Source organism: Chromobacterium vaccinii, assembly GCF_000971335.1.
GTDB lineage: Bacteria > Pseudomonadota > Gammaproteobacteria > Burkholderiales > Chromobacteriaceae > Chromobacterium > Chromobacterium vaccinii.
Window position 1 is genome coordinate 43645 of the sequence record NZ_JZJL01000012.1, and the last position, 13213, is coordinate 56857.

The following is a 13213-nucleotide window of genomic DNA, read 5'->3' on the forward strand; positions in this document are numbered from 1 at the left end:
AGAACGATGTTGCCGGGCAGCGCTTCACGGATCCGCTGCTGTCCTTGGCGGCAGCCGGTCGGAGCGTGGACTCCCGTCCGGCCGGCAATTGTTGCCGCCTTGCCGTTCAATGTTTGCCGTTGTCGCCGCGGAAATCGCTGTTTTTCTGATTTTCCAATCGAAAACAATGGCTTGGCGTGGATTGGCTCAGCAATAGGCGTGCCAGATTGCCGTCGTCGAGCGGGGGAGATGTTTACAGATGTTGCGCCATGGGCGGCGCTGGAAAAACTCGCGGAGGATCCGAGCGCCGTCGTACTGATTTGGTTCTGGCTTGGTCGGCGGTTCTCAGCCGAAGCCGCGCTTGCGCAGGGCCTGGTACAGCATCGCGGCGCTCAGCGCGTCGTTGAGCGCGTCGTGGCGCGGCAAGGCCGGCACGCCCAGCTCACGGTGCAGCGCGTCCAGGCTGAGGTCGATGTGGGAATCCGGACGCTGGCGGAAGCGGTAGTCGTAATAGCGGGCGGAGAGTTCGATCTGCCGCTGCGGCAGGCCGATGCCCAGCCAGGGCTTCACGTATTTGTTGAGCACGGCGACGTCGTACTCCAGGTAGTAACCCAGCAGCGGCCGCCCGCCGATGAAGGCCAGCAGCCTGAGAATCGCCTCGCGCGGAGGCAAGGCGTCGGCCAGGTCGCGGCGGCGCAGGCCGTGCACGGCGATGTTGCCGGCGCTGGGTATGCCCTCCGGCCTGACCAGCAGGTACAGCGCCTCGCTGTGCAGAATGCGGTTGCCGCGCAGCTTGACCGCGCCTATCGACAGCAGCTCGGCCTCGGCCGCGTTCAAGCTGGTGGTCTCGCAGTCCAGGCTGACCATTTCGCCCGCAGGCTCGTCGAAAAGTCCGCTCCAGGCCGGATCGCGCAGCCGCGCGCGTTGCCAGCGCCGCCGCAGCCGCTCCAGCATCAGAAGCTCCCCAGCCGGTAATGGTGGCGCAGCTGGGTCTTGAATCGCTTCGCCACCGCCAGCGCGTCCTTGAGCAGATCGCGCTCCAGCGTGGACAGGGCTTCCGGCTCGATCAGATTGTCGGGGCTCTCGCCGGCGTCCAGCCGCCGCAGGCCGCGTTCAAGCCGCAGCTGGGACAGGAAGGCCAGCGCCTCGAGGATGTCGTCGGCGAGCCCGGCTTCCAGCTTGCCCGCCGCCGCCAGCAAGCTGGCGCGCTCCGCGCTGGAGGCGGCGTCGATGCCGTTTTCCAGCGCCAGCGCGCGCAGGCCGTGGACCAGGGGAAAGATGCCGCCCTTTTTCAGGTCCAGCAGCTCGCGGCCGCCGCTTTCCCGCGTGCGCAGCCGCGAGAAAGGGCCGAGCGGGGTGTCGAATTGGTCGATGGCGCGGGCGAAGCGGGAAAAGAAGCCGGCGTCGTCCTGCAGCCGCGCGCGCAGGTAGCCGCGGCAATCCGCCAGCAAAGCCTCGTCGCCGCATACGGATTCGGCGTCGCAGAAAATAGCCAGTTGCAGCATGCTGTCGCCGTCGGGGCGGGTCAGCCAATGGTGGATGCGGTCGCGCATGTCGCTGAGGGACAGGCGCCAATGCGGATTGCTGACCATCACGCCGCCGGGACAGGGCGGGTAGCCGAAGCGGGCGAGCGCGGCGGAGAACGCCTCGCAGCAGGCGGCGGCTTCCGGAAAGTCTTCTCCATTCGGCAGCAGCAGCGCGTTGTCCTGATCGGTCTTCAGTATCTGCTCGCCGCGGCCTTCCGATCCCATCACCAGCAAACAGCTGCTTTCCGCCAGCCTCGCCGGCGCGATCATGCGCCAGGCGCGAGCGAACAGCCGGGCGTTCAGCGCCTGCACCAGCCGGCCCAATTGGGGAGGGCGCACGCCATGGCCGGACAGGATGCGGATCAGCCGGTCGATCTGTCCGGCTATGTCGGCCAGCTCATCCAGATCGGCGGCGCGGTCCAGCCGCTGGGCGATCAGGTGGGAATGATTGGAGAAATAGGACAGCACGTCCACCTGGGCCAGGATGCCGACCGCCTGGCCGTTTTCGGTCACCACCAGCCGGCGCAGATTACGTTGCGTCATCAGCAGCAGGGCGTTGAACAGGAAGTCGTCCCTGTCTATGCACAACAGCTGGTAACTGCTGTGGCGGCCCACCGGCTCTCCGCTGTCCACGCCTTCCAAAATGACGTCGCGGCAGTCGGTGGTGGTGAAGATGCCCAGCCTTTCGCCGTCGCGGACCAGCACCGATTTGCTGCGCTGCTCCTTCATCGCGCGCGCGGCGTCGCGGATGCTGGCGGCGGCGTCGACGAAAACCGGCTGGCGGCAGCCGGCGTCGCGCACGGTGGCGGATAACAGGGTCTGGAGTTCGCGGCTGCCGGCGCGCTGGGCGAGCAGGCCCATTTTTTCCGCGACGCTGGCGTAGAAATAGGCGCCGAAGCGCGGGTTGCTGTCGGTCAGCGCCAGCACCGCGTCGCGAGGCAGGGCCAGCAGCAGCGTTTCCTCCTCGGCGACGAAGCGGTTGGCCGCGCGGCCGGCCACCAGCGAGCGGGCGTCGAATACATCGTGGATGCGGTAGCGGCCCAGCGTTTCGTCGCCGGCAAGCTCGGCCGCCACGCCCTTGATCACCATGTACAGCGCGTCCATCGGCTGGTCCGGGCCGACGATCTGGGCGTCGTCGGGAAAATAGACGATGTCGGAGCGGGCTTCCAGCGCGTCGCGTTCCGCGGGCGCGAGGGTGTCGAACGGCGGGTGATTGAGATCGAAGCGGCTCATGGCGTGTCCGTGCTGCGGGTGGTTCCCTTCAGCATAACGCCTATCGCCGCTCCGGTGTCAGCCGGCCGGTTTGTGGATCAGGCGCGGCGCCCCGTCGCGGAACAGGATCAGCTCGCCGGGCGACAGCGGGGTCCAGCGCTCGTTGTCGGTCAGCGGCTGGGTGGCGATCATCGCCACCTGGTCGCGCGGGGTGGTGACGGTGGCGAAGTCCACGCTGACGTCGTCGTCCACCAGATGGGCGGTGTTGAACGGCGCGCGGCGGATGATGTAATGCAGATGGGTGGAGCAGTGGACGAACAGCGACTGGCCGTTGCTCAGCATGAAGTTGAACACGCCGCTGGCGCTGATCTCCGCGGCCAGCCTCGCCACTTCCTCGAACAGCGCGCCCTCCTCCGGAGGCTCGGCCCATTTGACGCGCAGCTTTTCCATCAAATGGCAGAACGCGCGCTCGGAATCGGTGGTGCCCACCGGACGGTAGTGCTCGCCGGGGCCGGGGTTGAAGCTTTCCAGGTTGCCGTTATGGGCGAAGATCCAGTACTGGCCCCACATCTCGCGCATGAAGGGATGGGTGTTGGCCAGGTTGATCTCGCCCTGGGTGGCTTTGCGGATGTGGGCGATGACGTTTTCGGATTTGATCGGGTAGCGGCGCACCAGATCGGCCACCGGCGACTCCACCGACGGTTTGTCGTCGAGGAAGACGCGGCAGCCCTTGTTTTCGAAGAAAGCGATGCCCCAGCCGTCGGCATGGTGGTCGGTGAGGCCTCCGCGGCGGTGGAAGCCTTCGAAGGAAAACAGGATATCGGTCGGGGTATTGCAATTCATGCCCAGCAGCTGGCACATCGGCTTGATTCCACTTCTTGAAACGGTTTGCGCGGCTCCGGCCTGGCTGCCGGGATGGTCTTGTAGCTGAGCTTAGGCGATCTTGCGGCCGCAGGCAATCGCCCTGCGATAGCCGATAGCAAAAGTTATGCAGGCATGACTGATCGATATAAGCGTCGAAGTCGAGGGTAGCTGCGGAATTCTGCGTCAGTAACGCAGGGCGTGGCTTGCAATGCCTGGCCGCGGATCGTCTTTCAAGCGGTGCGCCCGGCCAGCGCCGACGGAATGTCCCATGGCGGCAGCGGCCCTCCCAGGCGGTCCACCAGGAAGTCCAGCAGGCTGCGCAGCGCCAGCGGCAGCAGCCGCCGCGATGGATAGAGCGCGTGTATGCCTAGGACGGTCGGCTGCCATTCCGGCAACAGCGCCACCAGCTCGCCGCGGCTGACGTGGTGCGCGGCCAGGTAGCTGGGCTGCATCGCGACGCCGGCGCCGGCCACCGCCGCGCTCAATAGCGCGCTGGCCTCGTTGCCGCTGATATTGCCGGAGACCCTCACTTTTCGTTCTTCGCCGCCGCGGTTCAGTTTCCACTCGCTGCGGCCGAAGTTGCTGTAGCTGAGGCAGCGGTGCCGCTCCAGGTCTTCCGGACTCTGCGGCGCGCCGTGCCGCGCCAGGTAGGACGGCGCGGCCACCAGCAAGGAGCGGCAGTCGCACAGCCGCCTTCCCACCAGGCCGGGATCCGGCTCGTTGGTAATGCGGATGGCGAGGTCTATTCTTTCTTCAATCAGGTTCACGGCGCGATCGCCCAGCTGCAGGTCCACCCGCAGCTGGGGATGGCGCTCGCCGAACTCCGCCACCGCGCCGCCCAGCACCGCCAGTCCGAACGAGGTGCTGGCCGCCACGCGGAGCAGGCCGCGCACCTGGCCGTCGCGCTGGCCGGCATCCGCCCGAACTTCGTCGGCCAGCTCCAGCATCTGCCGGCAGCGGGCGAGGCAGGCGAGGCCGGCGTCGGTGAGGGTGACCTTGCGGGTGGAGCGCTGCAGCAGGCGGACGCCCAGCCATTGCTCCAGCTCCTCGACATAGCGGGTGACCATCGGACGGGACATGTCCAGCTTGTCGCCGGCGGCGGTGAAGCTGCCCAGTTGGGCGACTTCGGCGAAGACTTGCATGGCGGTGAGTCGGTCCATTTATTTGCACGATTTAAGAAACAATAATGTGCAGTTTAGCTGATTTATTGGATCGATTCTTGCGCTTATAGTGTGCGCATCATCACTGAAACGCAGTGCAACCCGCCGGCGGGCGCCGGCATTAGACCAAGGAGTCACCTTATGATCCGCCAAACCCTGATCGCCGCCGCTCTCGCCGCCGCCGGTTTCGCCCATGCGGGCGACCTGAAATTGTCGGTGTACAACGCCGACGGCAACAGCTTCAATGTTTCTTCCGTGCTGGTCACCGGCGACAAGGACGCCGTGCTGATCGACACCGGCTTCACCCGCGCCGACGCCTACCGCATCGCCGCCAAGGTGCTGGACAGCGGCAAGACCCTGAAGACCATCTACGTGAGCCAGGCCGATCCGGACTACTACTTCGGCGCTTCGGTGCTGAAGCAGATATTCCCCAAGGCCGAGCTGGTGGCCGCGCCGGAAGTGCTGGCCCACATCAAGGGCAATGTGAAGGGCAAGGTAGCGTTCTGGGGTCCGAAGATGGGCGCCAACGCGCCGCAGGCCAAGCCGCTGCTGCCGACCGCGCTGAAAACTGACAAGATCATGCTGGAAGGCAAGGCGCTGGAGCTGCGCGACACCAAGGGCGTGATGGCGCACCGCGGCTATATGTGGATTCCGTCCATCCGCGCCATCGTCGGCAACGTGGGCATCTACTCCGGCATGCATGTCTGGACCGCCGACACCCAGAACGACGCCGAACGCAAGGGCTGGTACAAGCAGCTGGACGACATGGAAGCGCTGAAGCCGGAAGTGGTGGTGCCGGGCCACATGATCGCCGGCGACAAGATGGACGTGTCCGCCATCCGCTACACCCGCGACTATCTGAAGACCTTCGAAGCCAAGAACGCCGAAACCCGCAACAGCGGCGAGCTGATCGAGGCGATGAAGCAGGCCTATCCGAAGGCGGCCGAAGTCTCCACGCTGGAGCTGGGCGCCAAGGTGCGCAAGGGCGAGATGAAGTGGTGATCAGCATGAAACTGCATTACTTCTACGACCCGCTGTGCGGCTGGTGCTACGGCGCCTCCCCGCTGCTGCAGGCGGCGGCCGCGCTGCCCGGCGTCAGCGTGGAAATGCACGCCGGCGGCATGATAGACGAGGAAGAGGGCCGCGCGATCACGCCGGAATGGCGCGCCTACGTGATGCCGCACGACAAGCGCATCGCCCAGATGAGCGGCCAGCCCTTCGGCGACGCCTACTACGATGGCCTGCTGAACGACATCGGCGCGCCGCTGGCGTCCAACCCGCCGATCGCCGCGGTGCTGGCAGCCCCCAGGCTGGGCATCGCGCCGCTGGCGATGCTGGCCCGCATCCAGCGCGCCCATTATCTGGAAGGCCGGCGCATCGCCGAGTTCGCGGTGTTGAGCGAATTGGCGGTCGAGCTGGGCACGGACGCGGCATCCTTCCAGGCGGCCTGGCAGTCCGCTCGAGAAGAAGCCGAAACGCACATCGACGACACTCGCCGCCAGATGGGCCGTTTGGGCTTGCGAGGCTTCCCGTCCGTGGTGCTGGAGCAGGACGGCAAGCTGGAGCGGCTGGAGCTGTCCGGCTGGCTGGGCAAGCCGGCCGAACTGGCCGCCGCGTTGGCGGAGAAGCTGCCCAAGCCGGCAGAGGCCGGCGACGACGCGCTGTTCTGCACGCCGGACAGCTGCCGCTGATTTTCCATCGCAGGTTAAACCGCCGTTCCATCGGGAGCGGCGGTTTTTTCATGGGCGCGCCAATGCCGGCAGTATTGCTCAAGCGGACATCAAGTCCGGCTAGGGGAGAGGCGCGAGATCGGCGGCGATGGCCAGCAGCGTCTTTTGCGCCATCGCGCGCCTGCTTTCTCCCGGCGCGGCATCCACTGGCAGATCCGGCGCGATGCCGGCGACTTCGTCGCTGCCGTCGGCGCGCAGCCTGACGCAATCGGGAATGCGGAAGCTCAGGCCGGAGTGCGGCAGAACCAGGGGCTGCATTTTGCTCATGAAGCCGCAGCCGTCGCCGCCGGTCCGCTGCCCCACTGTTTTAGCCAATCGGTTGTCCCGGCTGACGGCGGCGAACATCTCGGCGGCGGAATAGGTCTGGCCATTGGTCAGCAGATAGACCGGCCCTTGCCAGGCGCCCTGGCTGCCGAAGGACTGCGCGGGCCAGAACAGCGCTTCGGACACGATTTTCGAATAGCGGCCCGGCTCCAGGTGATCCACCGCGCCGGATGCGTAAGCGACCTGGACCAAGCGGCTGCGCGCCGCGCCGGGATCGAAGGCGCGCTGCTCGCGCCAGACCCAGCTCATGTCTACGGGCGGCGCTTGCCGCAGTTGCGACGCCTGGGCGCGGAACGCATCAAGGAATGGTTGCAGGACGGCTTTATCTTCCGCCGTGGCTTCCGGCGGCAGACCTGCGCTCAAGTTCTCTATCCATTCCCGCAGATAAGCCTCTCCCTGCGGCGAGCGCGCCAGCCATAACGGCGCGGAGCGGACCGGGCCGCTGCCCAGCAGGCGGGACATCGCGTCACCGCTGTCGTTGCCTCCGGGGTTGTCGCCGATGTCGACGATCAGCGCGCGGGCGCCGGCCGAACGTAGCTCGCGCAGCCGCTGGGCGGTTTCGCGGTACCACGCGCGCATGATATCGGTGAAAAGCTTGTCGGGATCGAGGCGGTCGCCGCGTTCAAGCATCGCTTGCCACGCTTGCTGGCACAACTGGGGATAGTTGCGGGGATTGAAGGATGGAATGCGCAGCAGCGCGAGTTTGCCGGCCGCTCCCAGATCGGCGATGCCGCTTCTCATCGGCAGGGCAAGGCCATCAGCGGTCAGCCGCACGCCGGGCAGGGTTTCGAAAGGGAGCGAGAAGGCGCCGCCATTGCCGTTGACATAGCCCAACGATGCGCAGCCATCGAGCGCATTGTCGCGCGACAAGTCCCGTTTCGGGGGTTCCGCGGCGGCTGAGGATGGCTCGGTGACCGGCTTGATCGAAGAGAAATGGCCATCGCGAAAGCCGTTTTGAAAATACAGGATGGCCTGCCTGGCTTCCGCGTTGTCGCGAGCCCGTGCCAGCATGGCTTGCGCCTGCCGGTCCAGAGCAGGGAGGTTGACGCCGCTGCCGGGCGAGGCCATCCAGGCCAGGTGGGAGTAGCGTTTTTCCAGTTCCAGCTTCAGCAGCCGGTAATCCTGCAACCAGGCCTGTCGGTCGAACGCCGCGTCCGAGGCTGCTGTGGATGCGAAGCAGGATGGAACGGTTAGAAGCAGGGCTGCGGCGAGTTTGGCGACTGAGTAAGGTGGCATGGAGAGGTGGCGGGCAGAGCAAAACGGCTATCGTACGCGGATCGCCTTGCGATGCCAATGTCGTTTATTTGTTTTTATAGTTCGCCCTAATGGATGGCCTGACTGCCATTGATATTTATTTGGAATTCATGACTTGAAAGATATTGTCGCCGACATATCATGAAATACCAATCTGATACCAATTAATCGCAATGAGGAGAGGGTCGATGCGCAGAACGACAGGCGGGGCAATTGCAATGGCGTTGTCGCTGGTTCTTGGCCAGCAGGTGTGGGCTGCCTGCCCTGATTGGGCCGAGGGCGCCAGCTATAAGGCTGGCGATGTGGTCGCCTACCAAAACGCCAATTACACCGCGCTGACCGCGCATACCGCCTATCCGGGCGCCAACTGGAATCCCGCCGCGACGCCGACGTTGTGGAAGGCGGGGGGCAGCTGCTCCGGCGGCGACCCCGCCCCGCCCAATCCTCCGACGCCGCCCAGTCCGCCGCCGGGCACGCCAGCGCCGTTCGCCAAGCACGCGCTGGTTGGTTACTGGCACAATTTCGCCAATCCCAGCGGCGCGGCTTTCCCCTTGGCGCAGGTTTCCGATGATTGGGACGTGATCGTGGTGGCTTTCGCCGACGATGCCGGCAACGGCAATGTCAGTTTCACGCTGGACCCGGCCGCAGGCAGCGCCGTCCAGTTCATCCAGGATGTCCGCGCCAAGCAGGCCAAGGGCAAGAAGGTGGTGTTGTCGCTGGGCGGCCAGAACGGCTCGGTGACGCTGAACAATGCCGCGCAGGCGCAGAACTTCGTCAATAGCCTGGCCGCCATCATCGGCCAATACGGTTTTGACGGCATCGACCTGGATCTGGAAAGCGGCGTGTCGGTGGGCGCGCCGATCATCAGCAATCTGGTCAGCGCGGTGAAGCAGTTGAAGGCCAAGATCGGACCAAGTTTCTATCTGTCGATGGCGCCCGAGCATCCGTATGTGCAGGGCGGCTATGTCGCCTACGGCGGCAACTGGGGCGCTTACTTGCCCATCATCGACGGGCTGCGCGACGACCTCTCGGTGATCCACGTCCAGTATTACAACAACGGCGGGCTGTACACGCCGTACTCCACCGGCGCGTTGCCGGAGGGTTCGGTGGACATGCTGGTCGGCGGCAGCAAGATGCTGATCGAGGGTTTCCCGCTCGGCAACGGCGCATCCGGCAGCTTCAAGGGCCTGCGGCCCGACCAGGTGGCCTTCGGCGTGCCGTCCGGACGCAGCTCGGCCAATTCCGGTTTCGTCACGCCGGACACCGTGGCCAAGGCATTGAGCTGCCTGACCGCGCTGCAGGGCTGCGGCGGCGTGCTGCCGGCGCAGGCTTATCCAACCTTCCGCGGCGCGATGACCTGGTCGATCAACTGGGACCGCCATGACGGCTACAACTTCTCCAAGCCGGTGGCGGCCAGCTTGCGCCAGTTGCCTGTCGCGGCGGCGAGCAAGAAAAAAGCCGTCCGCGCGACGCGGACGGCCTGGTGAGCCTGAGCCGGGTGGCCGTCGCTTAGGCGGCGGTCATCTGGTAGCCGCTGATCTGCGCGCCGGATACCAGCATGTTCAGATACTCGTGCATCGCCTGGTTGAGAGCCATGTCGGTCAGGTAGTGCTGCAGGCGTTCCTTGACTTCGTCGAAGCCGATCTTGCCGCCGTCGGCGCGCTCGTTCACCTGGATGATGTGATAGCCGAACTGGGTTTCCACCAAGTGCGGGGTGATCTGGCCGGCTTCGGTGCTGAACACGGCTTGTTCGAATTCCGGCACCATCTGGCCGCGGCCGAATTGGCCGAGGCTGCCGCCTTGCTTGCCGGACGGGCAGGTGGAGTGCTCTTGCGCCAGCGCGGCGAAGCGCGACGGGCTGGCTTGCACTTCCGCCAGGATGCCTTCAGCCTTGGCCTTGATCAGGCTGGCTTCCAGGCCTTCGCCCTTGGGCAGCAGGATGTGGCTGGCGACGGCGCTTTCGCCGGCGGAGAAGCGCTCCGGATAGCGCTCGTAGAATTCGCGGCAGCTCGCTTCGTCGATCGGCTGCACTTCCAGTTTCTGGTCCAGCAGCGCCTGGATGGCTTGCTGCTCGTCGGCGACGTCCAGGCCTTCGCTCTTGGCCTGTTGCACCAGCAGGGTGTGCAGGACAAGTTGCTGGATCGCGGTATCGCGCGGGCTAGGGGTATCCGCGTAGTGTTCCAGTTGCGAGGCGATCATGTCTTCGCTGATTTCGACGCCGTTGACGATGATGGTCATGTGATTTTCCTGTGAGGGAGCGGCCATGTCATGGCGTTTCCGATGGGGCTGCCGGCGGCAGCGGTGACAAGGGCAGGGCGGGCCTGCTTCGGTTGAGCGCGAAGTTAAGCGCGGCGGGGGACGCTGTCAAGCAAAACGGGGACGGCATGCCGTCCCCGTAACGCGCGTTGCGCGGGCTTACTGCTGGATCTGGGCCTTGGCCTTCAGATCGGCGACGTACTTCTCGATGCGGCCGCCCATCACGCGCTGGGTCAGCTGCGGACGGATTTCTTCGAGCTGCGGCACGTTGCGCTGGGTGCGCACGTCGTCCAGCTTGATCACGTGCCAGCCGTACTCGGTCTTCACCGGCTTGGCGGTCACTTCGCCCTTGGCGAGCTTGCTCATCGCCTCGGAGAACGGCGCGACGAAGGTGCCGGCTTCCTGCCAGCCCAGATCGCCGCCATTGGCCTTGCTGCCCGGATCCTGCGATTTTTCCTTGGCCAGCTTGTCGAAGGACTTGCCTTTCTTCAGCGCGTCGATGACGGACTTGGCTTCCGCCTCGCTCTTCACCAGGATGTGGCGGGCGTGGAACTGCTTGGTTTCCGGAACCGAGGCCACCAGTTTGTCGTATTCGGCCTTCAGGTCGGCGTCGCTGATCGGGTTGGCTTTCTCGTAGTCCTTGATCAGGCGGTTGGCCAGCGCCATCGACTGCATGTTCTGCAGTTCGGCGGTGAATTCCGGAGACTTGTCCAGACCCTTCTTCACGGCTTCCTGGCGCAGCACTTCGGCGGTCACCAGCTGGTCCTTGATCTGGTCGCGGGCCTGCGGGTTCACGCTCTGGCCCTGGGCTTCCATCATTTTGGCCACGGCGTCGACGCGGGCGTCGGAGATTTGCTGGCCGTTGACAGTCGGGCCGGCCACGGCGATGGCGCTGCCGGCGAACGCGGCTACCAGGGCGGTTTGCAGCAAGATTTTACGCATTTTGTTCTATTCCCGGATGAGGTGGATTTACTGAATCTTGCTCTTGGCGCGCAGATCTTCCACGGCCTTGGCAATGGCTTCTTCCTGCAATTGGCGGGCGATCTGCGGCTTGACGGCGTCCAGCGGCGGAATCTGGGCGTTGCGGACGTCCGTTACCTTGAACACGTGCCAGCCCAGTTGCGACTGGTAGGGCGAGCCGCTGACCTGGCCCTTGGGGATGGCTTTCAGCGCTTCGGCCAGCTTGGGCTCCATGCGGGACAGATTGCCCCAGTTCATGTCGCCGCCGCTTTGCTTGGCGTTGGGATCGATGGAGCGGGTCTTGACCAGCTCTTCGAATTTGGCGCCCTTCTTCAACTGGGCGATGGCCTTCTGCGCGTCGGCTTCGCTGCCGAGCGTGATCTGGTAGGCGTGGACTTCCTTGCTGCCGGAGACCTGGGCCGCCATCTCGTCGTAGCGGGCCTTGATCTGGGCATCGCCGACGTTGGCTTTTTCGGCGATGTCGGCGAACAGCGCGTCGCGCAACAGTTCGGCGCGCGCTTCATCCATGCGCTTGACGAAGGCCGGCTGCTTGTCCAGGCCGCGGCGGGAGGCTTCCTGGAGGATCAGTTGGCGGCTGACCAGCGAATTCTTCAACTGCTCGCGCAGTTCCGGGCTGTCCTGCACCTTGCCGCCATTGCTTTGCACGACATTGGCGACCGCGGCGTCCAGTTCGGACTTGTCGATGGAAACGCCGTTGACCACGGCGATCGACTCCGCGGCGACCGGCAGGCTGATCGAGGCTGCCAGCGTCAGGGCGGCGATACGGGAGAGTTTCATATTGTCCCTTTGGTAGAAATTCAGAGTTCTTCTGGTGTCAGGGCGCGAATGGCCAGCGCGTGAACGCGGCCGGCCATCAGTTCGCCCAGGGTCTGGTAGATCAACCGGTGCCGCGCCACGCGGTTGAGGCCGGCGAAGCGCGCGCTGACGATGGTCAGCGTGTAGTGGCCGCCGCCGCTCTTGGCGCCGGCGTGGCCGGCATGCAGCGCGCTGTCATCCCGGATGTCCAGATGCTCGGGCTCCAGAGCCCGCAACGCGGTTTCCAGCAATTCCACGGTGCCGCTCATGCGGGGAAGACCTGCACGAAGGGCTGGACGTCCACGCTGGCGTAAACGCCGCCGCCCTGGTACGGATCGGCCGCGGCCCAGGCGCGCGCTTCTTCCAGCGACGCGAACTCGGCCACCACCAGGCTGCCGCAGTAGCCGGCTGGGCCCGGATCGGCGCTGTCGATGGCAGGCAGCGGGCCGGACAGTTTCATCCGGCCCTGATCCTGCAGCGCGGCCAGCCGCGCGCGGTGTTCGGCGCGCAGCGCGATGCGGCGCTCGAGGCTGCCGGGATGGTCGCGCGCGATGATGGCGTACAGCATTATTTCTTTTCCTCGATGTACTTGGCCAGGAACAGGCTTTGGGCGATCACGAATAACAGCATCAACCCCATGCCGCCGAACAGCTTGAAGTTGACCCAGACGTCCTCGCTGAAGTGATAGGCGACGAACAGGTTCAGCGCGCCCATGAAGGCGAAGAAGCCGCCCCAGGCCCAGGTGAGCTTGCGCCACACGGAATCGGGCATCTCGATCTGCTTGCCCATCATCAGGCGCAGGCCGTTCTTGCCGGCGAATTCGCTGATCAGCAGGCCGGCGCCCATCACCCAGTACAGCACGGTGGGCTTCCACATGATGAAGTGCTTGTCGTGCAGCAGCAGCGTGGCGCCGCCCAGGACCACGATCAGCCCGAGGCTGATCCATTGCATGGTGTCCACCTTGCGGTGCTTGAACCAGGCCCATGCCACCATCGCCGCCGTGGCGGCGATGGCCACGCCGGTGGCGAGGAACATGTCGCGTGTCAGCCAGTAGGCGCCGAAGAACAGCAGGACGGGAAGGAGATCGGTAAAAAATTTCATGCGGGTGATTATGGGGGCTGGCGCGGCCAGA

General features: G+C 65.2%; 14 protein-coding genes. 3 read left to right on the plus strand and 11 right to left on the minus strand.

Features of this window, described 5'->3' with window-relative positions; genetic code table 11:
• Positions 1 to 324: 324 nt before the first annotated feature.
• The 4 genes from VL52_RS08195 to VL52_RS08210 form a co-directional block, all read right to left on the minus strand.
• The gene (locus VL52_RS08195) at positions 325 to 933 is read right to left on the minus strand and encodes a 3'-5' exonuclease (protein WP_046156575.1); all 609 of its coding nucleotides are present in this window, start codon (positions 931 to 933) and stop codon (positions 325 to 327) included.
• Positions 933 to 2738: a putative nucleotidyltransferase substrate binding domain-containing protein gene (locus VL52_RS08200; protein WP_046156576.1), complete on the minus strand. Its 1806-nt coding sequence runs from the start codon at positions 2736 to 2738 to the stop codon at positions 933 to 935. Before VL52_RS08200 ends, VL52_RS08195 begins: the two co-directional genes overlap by 1 nt.
• A gap of 57 nt (positions 2739 to 2795) precedes the next feature.
• Positions 2796 to 3578 (minus strand): class II glutamine amidotransferase, encoded by a 783-nt coding sequence (locus VL52_RS08205; protein ID WP_046156577.1) that lies wholly within the window; start codon positions 3576 to 3578, stop codon positions 2796 to 2798.
• Between the two features lie 233 nt (positions 3579 to 3811).
• Entirely contained in the window at positions 3812 to 4741 is a 930-nt protein-coding gene (locus VL52_RS08210) for a LysR family transcriptional regulator (RefSeq protein WP_046156578.1), read from the minus strand.
• A 141-nt stretch (positions 4742 to 4882) separates the two neighbouring features.
• Here VL52_RS08210 and VL52_RS08215 point away from each other — a divergent pair, with 141 nt between their 5' ends.
• Together VL52_RS08215 and VL52_RS08220 are read left to right on the plus strand one after the other, a co-directional pair.
• The gene (locus VL52_RS08215) at positions 4883 to 5743 is read left to right on the plus strand and encodes an MBL fold metallo-hydrolase (RefSeq protein WP_046156579.1); all 861 of its coding nucleotides are present in this window, start codon (positions 4883 to 4885) and stop codon (positions 5741 to 5743) included.
• A 5-nt stretch (positions 5744 to 5748) separates the two neighbouring features.
• Positions 5749 to 6432 carry a DsbA family protein gene (locus tag VL52_RS08220; protein WP_046156631.1) on the plus strand — a complete coding sequence of 228 codons (684 nt, stop codon included), beginning with the start codon at positions 5749 to 5751 and terminating at the stop codon, positions 6430 to 6432.
• Positions 6433 to 6531: 99 nt separating this feature from the next.
• Here the strand turns inward: VL52_RS08220 and VL52_RS08225 are convergent, their stop codons facing one another.
• On the minus strand, positions 6532 to 8031 hold the full coding sequence (locus tag VL52_RS08225) for a S41 family peptidase (protein ID WP_082113678.1): 1500 nt from the start codon (positions 8029 to 8031) through the stop codon (positions 6532 to 6534).
• Positions 8032 to 8237: 206 nt separating this feature from the next.
• Between VL52_RS08225 and VL52_RS08230 the strand changes: the two genes are divergently transcribed.
• Positions 8238 to 9536, plus strand: coding sequence for a chitinase (locus VL52_RS08230; RefSeq protein ID WP_046156581.1), 1299 nt, complete (start codon positions 8238 to 8240; stop codon positions 9534 to 9536).
• Positions 9537 to 9558: 22 nt separating this feature from the next.
• Here the strand turns inward: VL52_RS08230 and VL52_RS08235 are convergent, their stop codons facing one another.
• From VL52_RS08235 to VL52_RS08260, 6 genes are all read right to left on the minus strand, one after another.
• A complete protein-coding gene (locus VL52_RS08235) occupies positions 9559 to 10287 on the minus strand; it encodes a peptidylprolyl isomerase (protein WP_046156582.1) in 729 nt (242 codons plus the stop codon).
• 177 nt (positions 10288 to 10464) lie between these two features.
• The gene (locus VL52_RS08240) at positions 10465 to 11247 is read right to left on the minus strand and encodes a peptidylprolyl isomerase (RefSeq protein WP_021477592.1); all 783 of its coding nucleotides are present in this window, start codon (positions 11245 to 11247) and stop codon (positions 10465 to 10467) included.
• Positions 11248 to 11274: 27 nt separating this feature from the next.
• Positions 11275 to 12063 (minus strand): peptidylprolyl isomerase, encoded by a 789-nt coding sequence (locus VL52_RS08245; RefSeq protein WP_046156583.1) that lies wholly within the window; start codon positions 12061 to 12063, stop codon positions 11275 to 11277.
• 20 nt (positions 12064 to 12083) lie between these two features.
• Positions 12084 to 12350 carry a BolA family protein gene (locus VL52_RS08250; protein WP_046156584.1) on the minus strand — a complete coding sequence of 89 codons (267 nt, stop codon included), beginning with the start codon at positions 12348 to 12350 and terminating at the stop codon, positions 12084 to 12086.
• Positions 12347 to 12649: a YciI family protein gene (locus tag VL52_RS08255; protein WP_021477589.1), complete on the minus strand. Its 303-nt coding sequence runs from the start codon at positions 12647 to 12649 to the stop codon at positions 12347 to 12349. The genes VL52_RS08250 and VL52_RS08255 overlap by 4 nt, the downstream gene beginning before the upstream one ends.
• Positions 12649 to 13182 carry a septation protein A gene (locus VL52_RS08260; protein ID WP_046156585.1) on the minus strand — a complete coding sequence of 178 codons (534 nt, stop codon included), beginning with the start codon at positions 13180 to 13182 and terminating at the stop codon, positions 12649 to 12651. The genes VL52_RS08255 and VL52_RS08260 overlap by 1 nt, the downstream gene beginning before the upstream one ends.
• Between the last annotated feature and the right edge of the window lie 31 nt (positions 13183 to 13213).

Bases quoted from the DNA above. Each gene is read 5' to 3' on its own strand.
- VL52_RS08255 (WP_021477589.1), bottom strand. From the start codon at position 12,649: ATGCTGTACGCCATCATCGCGCGCGACCATCCCGGCAGCCTCGAGCGC.
- VL52_RS08235 (WP_046156582.1), bottom strand. From the start codon at position 10,287: ATGACCATCATCGTCAACGGCGTCGAAATCAGCGAAGACATGATCGCC.
- VL52_RS08260 (WP_046156585.1), bottom strand. From the start codon at position 13,182: ATGAAATTTTTTACCGATCTCCTTCCCGTCCTGCTGTTCTTCGGCGCC.
- VL52_RS08200 (WP_046156576.1), bottom strand. From the start codon at position 2,738: ATGAGCCGCTTCGATCTCAATCACCCGCCGTTCGACACCCTCGCGCCC.
- VL52_RS08210 (WP_046156578.1), bottom strand. From the start codon at position 4,741: ATGGACCGACTCACCGCCATGCAAGTCTTCGCCGAAGTCGCCCAACTG.
- VL52_RS08225 (WP_082113678.1), bottom strand. From the start codon at position 8,031: ATGCCACCTTACTCAGTCGCCAAACTCGCCGCAGCCCTGCTTCTAACC.
- VL52_RS08250 (WP_046156584.1), bottom strand. From the start codon at position 12,350: ATGAGCGGCACCGTGGAATTGCTGGAAACCGCGTTGCGGGCTCTGGAG.
- VL52_RS08245 (WP_046156583.1), bottom strand. From the start codon at position 12,063: ATGAAACTCTCCCGTATCGCCGCCCTGACGCTGGCAGCCTCGATCAGC.
- VL52_RS08230 (WP_046156581.1), top strand. From the start codon at position 8,238: ATGCGCAGAACGACAGGCGGGGCAATTGCAATGGCGTTGTCGCTGGTT.
- VL52_RS08195 (WP_046156575.1), bottom strand. From the start codon at position 933: ATGCTGGAGCGGCTGCGGCGGCGCTGGCAACGCGCGCGGCTGCGCGAT.
- VL52_RS08220 (WP_046156631.1), top strand. From the start codon at position 5,749: ATGAAACTGCATTACTTCTACGACCCGCTGTGCGGCTGGTGCTACGGC.
- VL52_RS08205 (WP_046156577.1), bottom strand. From the start codon at position 3,578: ATGTGCCAGCTGCTGGGCATGAATTGCAATACCCCGACCGATATCCTG.
- VL52_RS08215 (WP_046156579.1), top strand. From the start codon at position 4,883: ATGATCCGCCAAACCCTGATCGCCGCCGCTCTCGCCGCCGCCGGTTTC.
- VL52_RS08240 (WP_021477592.1), bottom strand. From the start codon at position 11,247: ATGCGTAAAATCTTGCTGCAAACCGCCCTGGTAGCCGCGTTCGCCGGC.